A 14,264-nucleotide genomic window follows, 5' to 3' on the forward strand; every position below is an offset into this window, starting at 1 on the left:
CTTTAAAAAATCTTAAACCTGATCATATACCCATTATTTAATAAAACTCTCAAGCGGAAATTCGAAAGCAGCAGACCGAAAATACTCCAGTCCTTCCACTTTCGAAATACCACAGAATATTTTGAATCCTATACCCTTCTCTTTTTAGGAGGACGGCAACCGTTGTGAGGTAAAGGAGTTACGTCTTTGATCATGTTAACCTCGATACCGGAGTTAGCGATCGCACGGATTGCGCTTTCACGACCAGCACCTGGGCCTTTTACAAAAACATCAGCTCTTTTCAGACCTGCTTCCATTGCTGTTTTAGCAGCGTCAGAAGCAGCCAGCTGAGCTGCATATGGAGTGTTCTTTTTAGAACCTTTGAAGCCCATCTTACCTGCAGTAGACCAGGAAATAACCTGACCCTGTTTGTTGGTAATGCTGATGATGATGTTGTTGAAGCTAGCAGAGATGTGAACATCACCGTAGTTATCAACTTTAACTACTCTCTTTTTGTTAGCAGCAGTTTTTGTATTTTGTGCTTTTGCCATAATTATATAAAATTCCAGGTTCCAGGTTCCAGATTCCTCTTGCCATATATACGACTACTGGAAACCGGAACTTGTTATTTGTATTATCAAGTTTATTTCTTAGGCGCTTTCTTCTTACCTGCAACCGTTTTACGTTTACCTTTACGGGTACGGCTGTTGGTACGGGTACGCTGACCTCTGAGTGGTAAGCCTTTTCTGTGACGAAGACCACGATAACAAGCTATATCCAGCAGACGTTTAATGTTCATCTGCACTTCAGAACGCAGCTGACCTTCTACTTTAAACTCACCGTTGATAACGTTACGGATTGCAGCCTGCTCATCATCGTTCCAGTCTTTAACTTTCTTGTTGAAGTCTATACCAGATTTCTCCAGAATATATTGAGCGGTAGAACGACCAATACCAAAGATGTAGGTCAGGCCAATTTCTCCTCTTTTATTTTTAGGAAGATCGATACCGGCTATACGTGCCATATTTGTAGTTTAATTTACTTTGTTACTTATTAAATAGATTATCCCTGACGTTGCTTAAAACGGGGATTCTTTTTGTTGATCACCAACAATTTACCCTTCCTGCGCACGATCTTACAATCTGCACTTCTTTTTTTTATGGAAGCTCTTACCCTCATAAGTTATAAATTATAAGTCTGTATGTTTATTTATATCTGAATATGATTCTGCCTCTGCTCAAATCGTATGGACTCATCTCAACCCCAACTTTGTCACCAGGCAGGATGCGGATATAGTGCATTCTCATCTTACCGGAAATGGTCGCCAAAATCTCATGCCCGTTCTCTAACTTAACTCTGAACATAGCGTTAGACAAGGCTTCTAGTATTATTCCATCCTGTTTAATGAGTGCCTGTTTTGCCATAAAAATTTTTAGGACTGCAAAGATAGTGAAATCTTAAGAAAAAGAAAAATTAATGAATTAAACGCGAACAATTATTGTGGATAATTTTTTCTATTCACGATTACTCATTGATAATCAGTAGCTTGAGCTGAGAGCAGGGTTGTTCTTTTCTGCCCTTTCAATACCTTCAAATGAAGAAAGTATGTCCGGTTTGCCTTTCATTACGGCCACGTTGTGTTCAAAATGAACGGAAGGCTTTTCGTCCCGTGTGATTACGGTCCAGCCATCTTCCATATATTCCACTTCCTTTACACCCAGGTTGATCATTGGTTCAATTGCTATCACCAGACCTTCCTTCATGATAGGACCGCTGCCGCGTTTACCGTAGTTAGGGACCTGAGGATCCTCGTGGAGGTTCTTACCAAGTCCATGTCCCACCAGCTCGCGAACAACGCCGTAACCGCGCTGTTTTTCGGTATAATCCTGAATAGCGTGGGCGATGTCTCCAATACGGTTACCAGCCACAGCTTTCTCGATACCTTTATACAATGCTGTCTTGGTTGCCTTCATCAGTTCCAGCACTTCCGGCTTTACATTACCAATAGCGAAAGTATAGGCACTATCGCCGTGATATCCGTTCAGTAATACCCCAACATCAACGCTGACAATATCACCGTCCTGCAATACGTAGGAATTCGGGATACCGTGTACCACTTCTGCGTTGACAGAGATACAGCAGCTCTTGGGAAATCCCTTGTAGTTTTTGAATGAAGGAACGGCGCCGTTAGCAACGATGAAATTCTCCACGATCGCATCGATCTCAAGGGTAGACATACCCGGTTTCAGATGCTTAGCTACTTCTTCCAGTGTAGCGCTCACAAGTAATGCGCTTTTGCGCATCAGCTCAATTTCTTCCTTAGTTTTATAATGCACCATACTAAAAAACGGGTTCGGAAAGTTCAGTTTCGAAAGTGCGGTTGCACATCGTGTCAATAATGATCGTAACCACATAAAAGACGGGGCCTGCACTTGCCTTTAATTCTCAAAGCTCTTTACTTAAAAGATGAAGCCACGCAAGCATAAAACCCGCAGCGGAGTAAACTCACTGTTGGTCTTATGCTGCTGTGGCTTTTAGGCCAGGGTAGCCCGGATTAATCAGACGTTAGCCGGAGCTGTTCTTCCTTTAATCCGGCCGGTGCTCATGAGACCATCGTAATGGCGCATCAGCAGCTGGCTTTCTATTTGCTGGAGCGTATCCAGGATAACGCCCACCATGATCAGCAGGGAAGTACCTCCGAAGAAGGTAGCAAAGTTACTGTTGATATTCACAGCTGCTGCAACACCTGGAAGGATACCAACCATTGCCAGGAAGAATGCACCTGGGAGGGTGATACGGTCCATTACAGCGCCGATGTAATCAGCGGTAGCCTGACCAGGTTTAACACCAGGTACGAAACCGTTGTTACGTTTCATTTCATCCGCCATCTGGGTCGGATTAAATATCAGGGCAGTATAGAAATAAGTGAATACAATTACCAGTACAGCATAAATCAGATTGTACCAGCCATTTGTATGGTCACTGAAGATACGAATGAAGCCAGAGTTGCTGTCAGTTGCGAAACCGATAGCTGTAGCCGGAATAAACATGATCGCCTGTGCAAAGATGATCGGCATAACACCAGCAGCGTTTACTTTCAGTGGAATGAACTGACGTACACCGCCGAACTGTTTGTTACCAACAATACGTTTTGCATAGTTTACCGGGATCTTACGGGTACCCTGTACCAGCAGGATCAGACCGATAGTGATCAGTACGAATACAGCCAGCTCTATCAGGAACAGCATCGCACCACCATTACTCTGAGCGTTTCTGGAGGAGAACTCCTGAATGATCGCCTGAGGGAGACGGGCAAGGATGCCGACCATGATTATGATAGAAGTACCGTTACCAATACCTTTGTCTGTGATTTTCTCACCCAGCCACATTACAAACAGGGTACCTGCTGTAAGTACTACGGTGGTTGTCAGCCAGAAGAAAGCTGCACCATATTCCGGGATTATTGAACCTGCAGACTGCTGTCTGAGGAAGGCAACATATGCACTTGCCTGCAGACCAGTCACAATCACTGTCAGTATACGGGTATACTGATTAATCTTTTTTCTACCGCTTTCACCTTCTTTCTGTAATTTCTGGAAATAAGGCACGGCAATTGTAAGCAGTTGTATGGCTATGGATGCAGAGATATAGGGCATAATGCCGAGAGCAAAAATGGAAGCCCTGGAGAAGGAACCACCTGCGAACATGTTGAATAGTCCAAGGATACCTTTTTCAGACTTGTTGGCAAACTCTCCCATACCCAAACTGTTGGCATCAATACCGGGTAACGCGATATAGGATCCTACACGATAGATGAGGACAAGAAGCAATGTAGTGAGAATGCGGCTACGCAAATCCTCGATGCTCCAGATATTCTTAATCGTTTCGATAAATTTCTTCACAGGAAGATGAATGTTTAATATTCAAAATTTCATCCCGTTTGAGGCGGGACCAAATTCCGAACAGGCATTAGCTGCTATCCAGTAACTCCGGCCGGGATTTGTGTTGTTTTCTCTGGCTTGATAAAATGTGAAAAGACGCACTACTGCGTAGGCGTCTCCTCAGTCGTGAAATCTTTATACCAGCTCTACCGTTCCACCCGCTGCTTCTATCAGCTGCTTGGCTTTTTCGCTGATCGCATTCACTTTTGCGGTTACTTTAGCCTTCAGTTCTCCCTGACCCAGGATCTTCACTTTCGCGGTCCTGTTGATCAACCCGTTAATGTACAGGTTTTCCAGAGAGAAATCCTGGAGACCATATTTTTCAACCAGGTGGTCGATCTGACCGATGTTGAACACCTGATATTCAGTTGGATTTAAGCTCTTGAAACCACGTTTTGGCATACGACGCTGAATTGGCATCTGACCACCTTCGTGACCTCTTTTGCTCTGATAACCAGCACGTGACTGACCACCTTTATTACCTTTTGTGGAAGTACCACCTTTACCGGATGCTTCACCACGACCAAGGCGCTTCTCTTTATGTACGGAACCCTGTGCAGGTTGTAACGTATGCAGATTCATTATTAATTGTTTTACTTACGCGGAAATTAACCGCTCGCTTTAAATGTAATTATTATTTCGTAAGTATCCGATATAAATGTAGGATAATTTTCCGGCTAATAAAATTATTAAGCCTGCTCTCCTTCAACTTTTACCAGATGATTTACCTTACGTACCATACCCAGGATCTGGGGGGTAGCTTCCACTTCTACAGTGGCGTTCAGTTTTTTCAGTCCCAGCGCCTTCAGGGTCAGCTTCTGACGTTCAGGACGGTCTATACCACTTTTTACCTGGGTGATCTTGATCTTTGCCATTGTTATTTGAATTAGCACTTTACAATTGCCGGGAAAGGATCTTCCACCCCGTTAACTGGATAGTGTTATTATCCGTTAAATACTTTCTTCAGTGATACGCTTCTGGTTTTAGCTATCTGAACCGGCTCACGCAGGAGACCCAGTGCTTTGAATGTAGCTTTTACCACGTTATGAGGGTTAGCAGAACCCAGTGATTTTGCCAGAACGTCGGTGATACCTGCGCTTTCCAGTACGGCACGCATAGAACCTCCCGCGATCACACCAGTACCATGAGCAGCTGGTTTGATCAATACTTTAGCAGCACCTTCTTTAGCTAACTGATCGTGAGGAATAGTACCATGCATTACAGGGACTTTGATAAGATTTTTCTTAGCATCGTCGATACCTTTAGTGATAGCTTCCTGCACCTCTTTAGCCTTACCCAGACCGTGTCCTACTACACCGTGCTCGTTACCTACTACTACCAGGGCAGAAAAACTGAAAGTACGTCCGCCTTTAGTTGTTTTAGTAACACGGTTGATAGCCACAACCTTTTCTTTCAGCTCCAGGTCACCAGCCTTTACTTTATTAAATGTATTCTTTGCCATTTTGTTATTTGCGAATTACGATTTAATCAATTTGATTTAGAATTGAAGGCCACCTTCTCTAGCGCCATCAGCTACGCTTTTTACGCGACCATGATACAGATAACCACCACGGTCAAAAACGCAGGTAGTAATACCCAGATTTTTTGCTTTAGTAGCCAGAGCAGCACCTACGAGTTTAGATTTCTCGGATTTGGTACCTTTCTGTGCCTGGATATCTTTATCACGGGAAGAAGCAGCAGCCAGAGTAACGCCGTTAGCGTCATCTATCAATTGCACGTAAATGTCGCTATTGCTGCGAAATACAGATAATCTCGGCTTCTGTGAACTACCTACAGACTTTTTACGGATGCGGTAGCGGATCTTCTGTCTCCTATTAACTTTTGTGCTCATTTCTGATTTTATTTTAATCATTCCGATACTGCCGGAATGTTGTTGAATTAGCTAATCAACGGCACGCGCTGATTAGCTAATTAAAATTATTTACCTGCAGACTTACCTGCTTTCTTACGAACCACTTCATCGCTATAGCGAACACCTTTACCTTTGTAAGGCTCTGGTTTACGCAGGCTACGGATTTTAGCGGCTACCTGACCCAGCAGCTGGTTGTCAATACCTTCCAGCATGATCTTAGGGTTAGAACCCTTTTCAGTCAGGGTAGCTACTTTCAGTTCTTTAGGAATCTCGATCACGATGTTGTGAGAGTAACCTAAAGACAGGTCCAGCAGTTGGCCCTGGTTAGCGGCTTTATAACCCACACCGACAAGTTCCAGTTGTTTTTTGAAACCATCAGTTACACCGATCACCATGTTGTTGATCAATGCACGGTACAGACCATGCAGTGCACGGTGACGAATCTGATCAGTTGGACGAACTACGGTAAGAACACCGTCTTTCACCTCTATTGTGATATCCCTGTCGATGATTCTTTTCAGTTCACCTTTAGGACCTTTTACAGTCAGTTCATTAGCAGCAGAAACAGAAGCTGTTACACCACTTGCTAATTTGATAGGACTTTTACCTATACGAGACATAATTGCAGTTTTTTACTGTTATGTTTGAATTGGCGGATCCTCCAGTGTTCAGCGCCGTATAGAAAGCTTAATTGTCAGAAGGACCATTTGGTTGGCCTGTTACCGGTAACTAAGCAGATAATTTGCCAGGACCAGTGCAGCACCATATATATTAATAGACGAAGCAAACGAGCTCGCCGCCTACATTTTGTACTTTAGCTTCTTTATCGGTCATTACACCTTTAGAAGTGGAAACGATAGCGATACCCAGACCGTTCTTTACACGTTTGAAATCACCAGGCTTCGCGTACTGGCGTAAACCAGGACGGCTGATACGCTGCATATCAGTGATAGCAGGTACTTTAGTCTGAGGATCATATTTCAGCGCTATCTTGATAACACCTTGTTTGTTATCTTCTTCGAATTTGTACTTCAGGATGTAACCTTTGTCGTACAGTATCTCTGTGATACGTTTTTTCAGCTTAGAGGCAGGAATTTCCACAATCCTGTGGTTGGCCATTTGCGCATTCCGGACTCTTGTCAGGAAGTCTGCTATTGGATCAGTAACCATTGTTCTTAAAATTTAAAAACGATTTACAATGCGATATCCAATCAGTAATAGATAGGAAGATCAAAAAACTTTGCCTGTTTCCGATTGTCCGGCCTGCGTTGCAGGAGGGAGCAATCGCTGGTGTCGGCTTACCAGCTAGCTTTTCTTACGCCAGGGATTTTACCAGCCAGTGCCAGATCGCGGAACATGTTACGACACATACCGAAGTGACGCATGTAACCTTTTGGACGACCGGAAAGCTGACATCTGTTGTGCAGGCGAACAGGAGATGCATTTCTAGGGAGCTGATCGAGTTCTGCGTAGTTACCTTCTGCTTTCAGAGCGGCACGCTTTTCTGCGAACTTAGCAACCAGTGCTTGTCTCTTTCTTTCGCGAGCTTTTACGGATTCTCTTGCCATGATGAGTTGATGATTCCAGTTATAAATTCCAAATTCCAAATCCCGAAAAGGGTTTGGAATTTGATATCAGATTATTGATTATCCTTCTTCATATTCTTGAACGGCATACCCAGTTCTTTCAGAAGCTCATAAGCTTCTTCGTTGGTCTGTGCCGTAGTAACAAAAGTGATATCCATACCGGAGATCTTTGTTACTTTATCGATATCGATCTCAGGGAAGATGATCTGCTCAGTGATACCCAGGGTATAGTTACCACGGCCATCGAAAGCTTTTTCATTCACACCTTTGAAGTCACGTACACGAGGCAGGGATACTGCGATCAGACGATCGAGGAAGTCATACATGTTGGTACCACGCAGTGTTACGCGGGCGCCGATTGGCATGTGCTTTCTCAGTTTGAAGTTAGAGATATCTTTCTTAGATAAAGTAGCGATCGCTTTCTGACCAGAGATACGGGTCATTTCATCAACAGCAATATCTACCAGTTTCTTATCTCCAACAGCGCCATTGATACCCTGGTTCAGACAGATCTTAACCAGACGTGGCACCTGCATCACGCTCTTGTAGTTGAATTTCTTGTGCAGCGTATTTACCACTTCAGTACGGTATTTGGTCTGCAGTCTGGGTGTATATGTAGTGTTTGCCATTATTTAATTACCTCCCCTGATTTTTTAGCTATACGAACTAATTTACCTTCTTCGCGCTGCCTGTTAACTTTGGTAGGTTTACCAGCCTTAGCATCCCACAACATTACATTGGAAATAGCGATAGGTGCCTCCTGCTTAACAATACCACCTTTGGTGTTCTGCGCAGTTGGTTTGGTATGTTTGGTGATGATGTTCACACCTTCAACCAGAATGCGTGCCTTGTCAGGGATCACTTCCAGCACTTTGCGTGGCTTGGTCCTGTCCTTGTCATCACCGGCAATCACCACTACCGTGTCGCCTTTCTTAATGTTGAACTTAGGCTTGAATCTCGTTTTCATTATTTGTTTATTTAAAACGCCAAGCGAAACACCGGTTCCGCTTGATTAAAATTTTCGTTTTTGAAACGGGCTGCAAAGATACGTATTCAAGCTGAAAGCACAAAGCCTAAAGTTTTTTACTTCCGGCTTTATGCTTTCTGCTTGTATAATGCTTTGATTTACAGCACCTCGGGAGCCAGAGAGATAATCTTCATGTATCCCTTATCGCGCAGCTCACGGGCAACCGGACCGAAAATACGGGTACCGCGTGGCTCGTCAGAGTTATTCAGCAATACAACGGCATTATCGTCGAAACGGATATAAGATCCGTCTTTACGGCGCAGCTTGTTTTTAGTTCTAACGATAACAGCTTTGGTTACCATACCTTTCTTCACGCCACCACCTGGGATTGCATCTTTCACAGTCACTACGATCTTGTCACCCACTTTAGCGTAATCCTGGCCGGAGTTGCCTAATACTCTAATACACAGTACCTCTTTGGCACCACTGTTATCAGCTACATTCAGCCTTGATTCTTGTTGTATCATCTTATGAGATTGTTAAGTTGTTTAATCAGCGGCTACAACCGGGAATGCCGGATGGAGCTTGAAACAGATAATTATTTTACCTTTTCGATAACTTCTACCAGTCTCCAGCATTTGTTTTTGCTCAGAGGGCGAACTTCCATGATTCTTACGGTATCGCCGATGCTGCACTCGTTTTGTTCGTCGTGCGCCATGAACTTGGTAGTTTTCTTAACGAATTTACCATAGATTGGGTGTTTCACCTTACGCTCAACGCTAACGGTGATTGTTTTATCCATCTTATTGCTGGATACCACGCCAGTTCTGGTTTTTCTTAATTTTCTTTCGATCATTGTTGAAAGTATTTACTCTTTAACCCTCCCGTTTTACCGGCAGGGCTAATGAATTTTATTATTTAGGCTTTTGCGCCGAGTTCTCTTTTACGCTGCTCGGTTTTCAGCTGTGCGATCTGACGTCTGAGAGAGCGGATGCTCATTGGATTCTCAATTGGCGTGATTGCGTGACTGAATGTAATTTTCTTCAGGCGTAATTGCTCTTCAGAGAGTTTCTCTTTCAGCTCCTGGTCGCTTAAGCCTTTAAGATCCAGTTTATCTTTTGCCATTGTATATTATTTCTGGTTTATCGTTTATAGTTTATCTCTTTGCGTTTGCATTCCTGCGGGTTGCGGGGATTATGCAACGTAATCGGGACGCACTACAAATTTCACTTTAATCGGCAGTTTCTGTGCAGCCAGTTCCATTGCTTCTTTTGCTACCTGTAAAGGAACACCATCCGCTTCAAACAGGATGCGGCCCGGTTTTACTACAGCAGCCCAATGATCTGGAGCACCTTTACCTTTACCCATCCTCACTTCCAGTGGTTTGGCGGTAATAGATTTATCCGGGAATATACGGATCCACACGTTACCTTCACGTTTCATATGCCTTGTCAGAGCAACCCTGGCAGCTTCAATCTGCCTGTCGGTGATCCACTTAGGTTCTAATGCTTTCAGACCGAAACTACCAAAGGAGATGGCCGCGCCACGCTTAGCGTTACCTTTGATGCGGCCTTTATGCATCTTCCTGTGTTTCGTTCTTTTTGGCTGTAACATCTTGGTATGTTGTTAATTGTTAATGTAAATTTTTTAAGTAAGCTTATCTGCGACCGCCACCACGGTTATCACCGCCTCTTCTGTCACCACCACGGTTGTCACCGCCTCTTCTGTCGCCGCCACGGTTGTCACCGCCTCTTCTGTCACCACCACCGGTACGTCCACCACCTTCGCCATCTTTAGCAGAAATAGCGTTAGGGTTCAGGTCACGTTCACCGAGTACTTCACCTTTACAGATCCATACTTTGATACCGATTTTACCGTATACTGTCAGAGCGAACAGGGAAGCATAGTCGATATCCATACGGTAAGTATGCAATGGAACACGACCCTGTTTCATTTCTTCAGAACGAGCAATCTCAGCACCACCCAGACGACCACCTACTTTTATCTTGATACCTTCAGCACCCATTCTCAGCGCAGTAGCGATAGCCATTTTAATCGCACGTTTATAGTTGATACGGCTTTCGATCTGCTTAGCGATGGTTTCAGCTACGATATTTGCATCGATCTCAGGACGACGGATTTCCAGAATGTTGATCTGTACGTCTTCCTTAGATGTCAGTTTCTTCAGTTCTTCCTTGATGCGGTCTACCTCTCCACCACCTTTACCTATGATGATACCAGGTTTAGATGTATGAATGGTGATGATCAGTTTACCTAAAGTTCTTTCAATCACTATCCTGGAGATGCCACCTTTGTTGATACGGGCATTCAGGTAAGTTCTGATCTTGTTATCTTCGATCAGTTTGGTAGCATAATCTTTTTTGCCACCATACCAATTGGAGTCCCATCCTCTGATGATACCTAACCTGTTACCAATAGGATTTGTTTTCTGACCCATGTTCTGGTTTATTTGTCTATTAGATAAATAGTTTTAGTTTCTTTTATTTTGCTTCCACTGCAGGACGGCTATCAACAACAAGTGTTACGTGGTTGCTTCTTTTACGAACGCGATAACCTCTACCCTGTGGTGCCGGACGCATTCTTTTCAGGATACGGCCACCATCAACGAAGATGGTTTTAACCTGCAGATTAGCATCTTCTACTCTTGCGCCTTCGTTCTTCACTTTCCAGTTAGCGATTGCAGACAACAGCAGTTTTTCCAACGGAACGCTGGGATGCTTTGGATGGAACTTCAAAATATTCAGAGCTTTTTCCACATCCAGACCACGGATCAGGTCCGCCAGCAAACGCATTTTGCGGGTAGATGTCGGATTATTATTAAGCTTAGCTACTGCTTCCATTTTCTATTATAATTTGATATTTGAGGTTCGAAGTTTGGGGTTTAGAGGTAAGTCAAAACCCTAAACTTTAAACTTCAAACGATTTACTACATTTTCTTGTTAGCGTGTCCTTTAAAGTTGCGGGTTGGCGCGAATTCACCCAGTTTGTGGCCTACCATGAACTCAGTCACGTAAACAGGGATGAATTTGTTACCATTGTGTACCGCAAATGTGTGGCCTACAAAATCAGGCGTGATTGTAGAACGACGGCTCCAGGTCTTGATAACAGTACGCTTGGTGCCTTCATTCATTTTCACAACTTTCTGCTCTAATTTCTGGTCAACGTAAGGACCTTTTTTTATGGAACGACCCATGTCTTGTTGTTTTTATTCCAGATCGCTTTATACAGTTCCGCTTTTGCGTTGCTGCGTCAGCGGAACTGCTAAGGCGTTAAGTATTATAATTTCTTACCGTTTTTCCTGCTGATGATCAGTTTGTCAGAGCTCTTATGCGATTTTCTGGTTTTCAGACCTTTCGCATATTTACCTGTTCTGGATCTTGGGTGACCACCTGAAGATTTACCTTCACCACCACCCATCGGGTGATCCACTGGGTTCATCGCCACACCTCGGTTACGAGGCTTGATACCTCTCCAACGGTTAGCACCTGCTTTACCAATTGACTGCAGCGCGTGATCTGAGTTAGAAACTGTACCTACAGTTGCAGCACAAGTGATCAATACTTTACGCAGCTCGCCGGAAGGCATTTTCAGTACTGCATATTTTTCTTCCTTGTTGGACAGCTGAGCGTAAGTACCAGCGCTTCTCGCGATAGCACCACCTCTACCAGGCTGTAATTCGATGTTGTGAACAACAGTACCCAAAGGCATGTTTTTCAGCACCAGCGCGTTACCAACTTCAGGAGCAGCTTCGGAACCGCTTAATACGGTAGCACCAACCTGCAGACCCTGAGGAGCCAGGATGTAACGCTTTTCACCATCTGCATAGCTCAGCAGAGCGATGAATGCGCTACGATTCGGATCGTATTCGATAGTCTTAACAGTAGCTGGAATATTGTGTTTGTCGCGTTTGAAGTCTATGATACGGTAGTGTTGTTTGTGACCGCCACCAATGTAGCGCATAGATCTTCTACCCTGTACGTTTCTACCGCCGGATTTCTTGATAGGCTCCAGCAGGCTTTTTTCAGGGGTATCCGTGGTCAGCTCAGCGAACGCGTTGCCTATTTTCCAACGGGTACCGGCTGTCATCGGTTTGTATTTCTTCAGTGCCATGATCTAGTGTTCGTTTAACTAGGTTCTGTTTATAAAAAGTGATCTGTATATACATCCATCATCCTGTTTTTAGCAGGAATGAGCACTATATGTTAGCATACAGATCTATAGTTTCTCCTTGCGCCAATGTAACTACAGCTTTCTTGTAAGAAGGCTTTTTACCGGCGATGAAGCCTGCTTTAGTAAAGCGCTGTTTTGCTTTACCTGGCATTACGGCAGTATTCACTTCAGCTACGGTAACACCGTAGAATTCTTCCACTGCTTTTTTGATCTCCAGTTTGTTGGATTTCTTATCTACGATGAAGTAGTAGCGGTTGAATTTATCAGTGGCTTTGTTCACTTTTTCACTAACCACCGGTTTGATTAAAACGTCTGAAAGTCTCATCTTTTATAGCTTTGAGTTGCGGCTAACCGCAAGCTTGTGTTTGGTAATATTGACAATTAAGCTTCTACTGGCTCTTCAGTGAAGATCTTAGCTGCACTCTCTGTGAACACCAGAACATTGCTGTTCATGATTTCGTAGGTGTTGATATCGCTCAACATCACGCTATCCACAGTAGGAATGTTTCTCAGAGACAGGTAAACATTATCGTTATACTCTGGCAGTACGAATAAAGTCTTACGGCCTGATACGTTTACTTTCAGATTGTTCAGGATACCTGCAAACGCTTTGGTTTTTGGTGTATCCAGTGTCAGATCTTCAACTACGATGATGCTGTTCTCTTTCGCTTTAGTAGACAGAGCGGAGATCTTTGCGAGATCTTTCACTTTTCTGTTCAGCTTGATGTCATATTTGTGTGGTTTTGGACCGAAGATGGTACCACCACCTTTATACAGTGGGTTACGGATGTTACCTTTACGGGAACCACCAGTACCTTTCTGTTTGTGCAGTTTACGGGAAGCACCCTTCACTTCAGCTCTGGTCTTAACCTTGTGAGTACCCTGACGCTGAGCGGCCAGATACTGTTTTACTGCCAGGTAAATAACGTGGTTATTAGGCTCCACACCGAAAATCTCCTCAGGAAGCTCAATAGTCCTGCCGGTTTTCTTACCTTCTTTATTTAAAATATCAACTTGCATGTTACTTCTGGATTAAAACGATTGAACCATTGTGGCCGGGAACGGAACCACTTACCAGGATATAATTCTTTTCAGCGAATATCTTCACGATCTTCAGACCTTTCACTTTCACTTGTTCGTTACCAGTCTGACCTGCCATGCGCATACCCTTGAAAACGCGGGAAGGATAAGAGGAACCACCCACAGAACCAGGAGCTCTGCTTCTGTCGTGCTGACCGTGTGTAGCTTCACCCACACCGGAGAATCCATGGCGTTTAACAACACCCTGGAAACCTTTACCTTTAGAGGTACCGACTACATCGATAGTTTCGCCTTCTGCAAATATTTCGGTGGTAATGGTCTCACCAAGAGCTTTTTGTACATCCGGGTTGCGGAACTCTTTTACAAATCTTTTAGGGGAGGTGCTTGCTTTCGCGAAGTGATTAAGTTCAGCTTTGGGAGTGTTCTTTTCTTTCTTCTCACCAAATGAAACTTGAATAGCGTTGTACCCATCAGTGTCTACTGTCTTTACCTGAGTTACAACGCAAGGACCGGCTTCGATAATAGTAACAGCAGTCTGTCTACCATTTTGGTCGAAGATGCTGGTCATGCCGATCTTTTTACCAATAATACCTTTCATTACTATATATATTTTGCCCAGCGCCTGGGGGTGGATCTAGCTATCCCCAGGATGAGCGGTTTAAATGCTTTATTGGGTGGCCACCCAG

The 14,264-nt window shown here is 43.9% G+C and carries 26 protein-coding genes; all 26 read right to left on the reverse strand.

Features of this window, described 5'->3' with window-relative positions; translation table 11 throughout:
* Window positions 1–128: 128 nt before the first annotated feature.
* On the reverse strand, window positions 129–530 hold the full coding sequence (gene rpsK / locus BMZ72_RS14325; protein WP_012789312.1) for a 30S ribosomal protein S11: 402 nt from the start codon (window positions 528–530) through the stop codon (window positions 129–131).
* 92 nt (window positions 531–622) lie between these two features.
* A complete protein-coding gene (gene rpsM / locus BMZ72_RS14330; RefSeq protein WP_012789311.1) occupies window positions 623–1,003 on the reverse strand; it encodes a 30S ribosomal protein S13 in 381 nt (126 codons plus the stop codon).
* Window positions 1,004–1,041: 38 nt separating this feature from the next.
* Window positions 1,042–1,158 (reverse strand): 50S ribosomal protein L36, encoded by a 117-nt coding sequence (gene rpmJ, locus BMZ72_RS14335; RefSeq protein WP_012789310.1) that lies wholly within the window; start codon window positions 1,156–1,158, stop codon window positions 1,042–1,044.
* 26 nt (window positions 1,159–1,184) lie between these two features.
* Complete coding sequence (gene infA, locus BMZ72_RS14340; protein ID WP_012789309.1) at window positions 1,185–1,403, reverse strand: translation initiation factor IF-1; 219 nt, start codon at window positions 1,401–1,403, stop codon at window positions 1,185–1,187.
* 114 nt (window positions 1,404–1,517) lie between these two features.
* Entirely contained in the window at window positions 1,518–2,318 is an 801-nt protein-coding gene (gene map / locus BMZ72_RS14345; protein ID WP_089809380.1) for a type I methionyl aminopeptidase, read from the reverse strand.
* 219 nt (window positions 2,319–2,537) lie between these two features.
* The gene (gene secY / locus BMZ72_RS14350) at window positions 2,538–3,881 is read right to left on the reverse strand and encodes a preprotein translocase subunit SecY (RefSeq protein WP_012789307.1); all 1,344 of its coding nucleotides are present in this window, start codon (window positions 3,879–3,881) and stop codon (window positions 2,538–2,540) included.
* Between the two features lie 174 nt (window positions 3,882–4,055).
* Window positions 4,056–4,502, reverse strand: coding sequence for a 50S ribosomal protein L15 (rplO, locus tag BMZ72_RS14355; protein ID WP_012789306.1), 447 nt, complete (start codon window positions 4,500–4,502; stop codon window positions 4,056–4,058).
* Window positions 4,503–4,609: 107 nt separating this feature from the next.
* Window positions 4,610–4,795 (reverse strand): 50S ribosomal protein L30, encoded by a 186-nt coding sequence (gene rpmD / locus BMZ72_RS14360; protein ID WP_012789305.1) that lies wholly within the window; start codon window positions 4,793–4,795, stop codon window positions 4,610–4,612.
* Window positions 4,796–4,863: 68 nt separating this feature from the next.
* Window positions 4,864–5,382, reverse strand: coding sequence for a 30S ribosomal protein S5 (gene rpsE, locus BMZ72_RS14365; protein ID WP_012789304.1), 519 nt, complete (start codon window positions 5,380–5,382; stop codon window positions 4,864–4,866).
* A gap of 36 nt (window positions 5,383–5,418) precedes the next feature.
* A complete protein-coding gene (gene rplR, locus BMZ72_RS14370; RefSeq protein WP_012789303.1) occupies window positions 5,419–5,772 on the reverse strand; it encodes a 50S ribosomal protein L18 in 354 nt (117 codons plus the stop codon).
* Between the two features lie 86 nt (window positions 5,773–5,858).
* Complete coding sequence (gene rplF, locus BMZ72_RS14375; protein ID WP_089809382.1) at window positions 5,859–6,413, reverse strand: 50S ribosomal protein L6; 555 nt, start codon at window positions 6,411–6,413, stop codon at window positions 5,859–5,861.
* A gap of 151 nt (window positions 6,414–6,564) precedes the next feature.
* Window positions 6,565–6,963, reverse strand: coding sequence for a 30S ribosomal protein S8 (gene rpsH, locus BMZ72_RS14380; protein ID WP_089809384.1), 399 nt, complete (start codon window positions 6,961–6,963; stop codon window positions 6,565–6,567).
* Window positions 6,964–7,091: 128 nt separating this feature from the next.
* Complete coding sequence (gene rpsN, locus BMZ72_RS14385; protein WP_012789300.1) at window positions 7,092–7,361, reverse strand: 30S ribosomal protein S14; 270 nt, start codon at window positions 7,359–7,361, stop codon at window positions 7,092–7,094.
* 71 nt (window positions 7,362–7,432) lie between these two features.
* Entirely contained in the window at window positions 7,433–8,008 is a 576-nt protein-coding gene (rplE, locus tag BMZ72_RS14390) for a 50S ribosomal protein L5 (protein WP_089809386.1), read from the reverse strand.
* Window positions 8,008–8,346 carry a 50S ribosomal protein L24 gene (gene rplX, locus BMZ72_RS14395; RefSeq protein ID WP_089809388.1) on the reverse strand — a complete coding sequence of 113 codons (339 nt, stop codon included), beginning with the start codon at window positions 8,344–8,346 and terminating at the stop codon, window positions 8,008–8,010. Before rplX ends, rplE begins: the two co-directional genes overlap by 1 nt.
* 158 nt (window positions 8,347–8,504) lie before the next feature.
* On the reverse strand, window positions 8,505–8,873 hold the full coding sequence (gene rplN, locus BMZ72_RS14400) for a 50S ribosomal protein L14 (protein WP_012789297.1): 369 nt from the start codon (window positions 8,871–8,873) through the stop codon (window positions 8,505–8,507).
* Window positions 8,874–8,944: 71 nt separating this feature from the next.
* The gene (gene rpsQ, locus BMZ72_RS14405; RefSeq protein WP_012789296.1) at window positions 8,945–9,202 is read right to left on the reverse strand and encodes a 30S ribosomal protein S17; all 258 of its coding nucleotides are present in this window, start codon (window positions 9,200–9,202) and stop codon (window positions 8,945–8,947) included.
* Between the two features lie 62 nt (window positions 9,203–9,264).
* Complete coding sequence (rpmC, locus tag BMZ72_RS14410) at window positions 9,265–9,471, reverse strand: 50S ribosomal protein L29 (RefSeq protein WP_012789295.1); 207 nt, start codon at window positions 9,469–9,471, stop codon at window positions 9,265–9,267.
* A 69-nt stretch (window positions 9,472–9,540) separates the two neighbouring features.
* Complete coding sequence (gene rplP, locus BMZ72_RS14415) at window positions 9,541–9,960, reverse strand: 50S ribosomal protein L16 (protein WP_012789294.1); 420 nt, start codon at window positions 9,958–9,960, stop codon at window positions 9,541–9,543.
* A 43-nt stretch (window positions 9,961–10,003) separates the two neighbouring features.
* Entirely contained in the window at window positions 10,004–10,804 is an 801-nt protein-coding gene (gene rpsC, locus BMZ72_RS14420; RefSeq protein ID WP_012789293.1) for a 30S ribosomal protein S3, read from the reverse strand.
* A gap of 43 nt (window positions 10,805–10,847) precedes the next feature.
* Window positions 10,848–11,207: a 50S ribosomal protein L22 gene (gene rplV / locus BMZ72_RS14425; protein WP_089809390.1), complete on the reverse strand. Its 360-nt coding sequence runs from the start codon at window positions 11,205–11,207 to the stop codon at window positions 10,848–10,850.
* A gap of 86 nt (window positions 11,208–11,293) precedes the next feature.
* A complete protein-coding gene (gene rpsS / locus BMZ72_RS14430; RefSeq protein WP_012789291.1) occupies window positions 11,294–11,560 on the reverse strand; it encodes a 30S ribosomal protein S19 in 267 nt (88 codons plus the stop codon).
* Window positions 11,561–11,643: 83 nt separating this feature from the next.
* Complete coding sequence (gene rplB, locus BMZ72_RS14435; RefSeq protein ID WP_089809392.1) at window positions 11,644–12,477, reverse strand: 50S ribosomal protein L2; 834 nt, start codon at window positions 12,475–12,477, stop codon at window positions 11,644–11,646.
* Window positions 12,478–12,562: 85 nt separating this feature from the next.
* Window positions 12,563–12,862: a 50S ribosomal protein L23 gene (rplW, locus tag BMZ72_RS14440; RefSeq protein WP_089809394.1), complete on the reverse strand. Its 300-nt coding sequence runs from the start codon at window positions 12,860–12,862 to the stop codon at window positions 12,563–12,565.
* Between the two features lie 56 nt (window positions 12,863–12,918).
* Window positions 12,919–13,557: a 50S ribosomal protein L4 gene (gene rplD / locus BMZ72_RS14445; RefSeq protein ID WP_012789288.1), complete on the reverse strand. Its 639-nt coding sequence runs from the start codon at window positions 13,555–13,557 to the stop codon at window positions 12,919–12,921.
* Between the two features lies 1 nt (window position 13,558).
* On the reverse strand, window positions 13,559–14,176 hold the full coding sequence (gene rplC / locus BMZ72_RS14450; RefSeq protein ID WP_089809396.1) for a 50S ribosomal protein L3: 618 nt from the start codon (window positions 14,174–14,176) through the stop codon (window positions 13,559–13,561).
* Window positions 14,177–14,264 lie beyond the last annotated feature (88 nt).

The organism is Chitinophaga sp. YR627 (genome assembly GCF_900114995.1).
Classification (GTDB): domain Bacteria; phylum Bacteroidota; class Bacteroidia; order Chitinophagales; family Chitinophagaceae; genus Chitinophaga.

Bases quoted from the DNA above. Each gene is read 5' to 3' on its own strand.
- rpsK (WP_012789312.1), bottom strand. From the start codon at position 530: ATGGCAAAAGCACAAAATACAAAAACTGCTGCTAACAAAAAGAGAGTA.
- rpsM (WP_012789311.1), bottom strand. From the start codon at position 1,003: ATGGCACGTATAGCCGGTATCGATCTTCCTAAAAATAAAAGAGGAGAA.
- rpmJ (WP_012789310.1), bottom strand. From the start codon at position 1,158: ATGAGGGTAAGAGCTTCCATAAAAAAAAGAAGTGCAGATTGTAAGATC.
- infA (WP_012789309.1), bottom strand. From the start codon at position 1,403: ATGGCAAAACAGGCACTCATTAAACAGGATGGAATAATACTAGAAGCC.
- map (WP_089809380.1), bottom strand. From the start codon at position 2,318: ATGGTGCATTATAAAACTAAGGAAGAAATTGAGCTGATGCGCAAAAGC.
- rplO (WP_012789306.1), bottom strand. From the start codon at position 4,502: ATGAATCTGCATACGTTACAACCTGCACAGGGTTCCGTACATAAAGAG.
- rpmD (WP_012789305.1), bottom strand. From the start codon at position 4,795: ATGGCAAAGATCAAGATCACCCAGGTAAAAAGTGGTATAGACCGTCCT.
- rpsE (WP_012789304.1), bottom strand. From the start codon at position 5,382: ATGGCAAAGAATACATTTAATAAAGTAAAGGCTGGTGACCTGGAGCTG.
- rplR (WP_012789303.1), bottom strand. From the start codon at position 5,772: ATGAGCACAAAAGTTAATAGGAGACAGAAGATCCGCTACCGCATCCGT.
- rplF (WP_089809382.1), bottom strand. From the start codon at position 6,413: ATGTCTCGTATAGGTAAAAGTCCTATCAAATTAGCAAGTGGTGTAACA.
- rpsH (WP_089809384.1), bottom strand. From the start codon at position 6,963: ATGGTTACTGATCCAATAGCAGACTTCCTGACAAGAGTCCGGAATGCG.
- rpsN (WP_012789300.1), bottom strand. From the start codon at position 7,361: ATGGCAAGAGAATCCGTAAAAGCTCGCGAAAGAAAGAGACAAGCACTG.
- rplE (WP_089809386.1), bottom strand. From the start codon at position 8,008: ATGGCAAACACTACATATACACCCAGACTGCAGACCAAATACCGTACT.
- rplX (WP_089809388.1), bottom strand. From the start codon at position 8,346: ATGAAAACGAGATTCAAGCCTAAGTTCAACATTAAGAAAGGCGACACG.
- rplN (WP_012789297.1), bottom strand. From the start codon at position 8,873: ATGATACAACAAGAATCAAGGCTGAATGTAGCTGATAACAGTGGTGCC.
- rpsQ (WP_012789296.1), bottom strand. From the start codon at position 9,202: ATGATCGAAAGAAAATTAAGAAAAACCAGAACTGGCGTGGTATCCAGC.
- rpmC (WP_012789295.1), bottom strand. From the start codon at position 9,471: ATGGCAAAAGATAAACTGGATCTTAAAGGCTTAAGCGACCAGGAGCTG.
- rplP (WP_012789294.1), bottom strand. From the start codon at position 9,960: ATGTTACAGCCAAAAAGAACGAAACACAGGAAGATGCATAAAGGCCGC.
- rpsC (WP_012789293.1), bottom strand. From the start codon at position 10,804: ATGGGTCAGAAAACAAATCCTATTGGTAACAGGTTAGGTATCATCAGA.
- rplV (WP_089809390.1), bottom strand. From the start codon at position 11,207: ATGGAAGCAGTAGCTAAGCTTAATAATAATCCGACATCTACCCGCAAA.
- rpsS (WP_012789291.1), bottom strand. From the start codon at position 11,560: ATGGGTCGTTCCATAAAAAAAGGTCCTTACGTTGACCAGAAATTAGAG.
- rplB (WP_089809392.1), bottom strand. From the start codon at position 12,477: ATGGCACTGAAGAAATACAAACCGATGACAGCCGGTACCCGTTGGAAA.
- rplW (WP_089809394.1), bottom strand. From the start codon at position 12,862: ATGAGACTTTCAGACGTTTTAATCAAACCGGTGGTTAGTGAAAAAGTG.
- rplD (WP_012789288.1), bottom strand. From the start codon at position 13,557: ATGCAAGTTGATATTTTAAATAAAGAAGGTAAGAAAACCGGCAGGACT.
- rplC (WP_089809396.1), bottom strand. From the start codon at position 14,176: ATGAAAGGTATTATTGGTAAAAAGATCGGCATGACCAGCATCTTCGAC.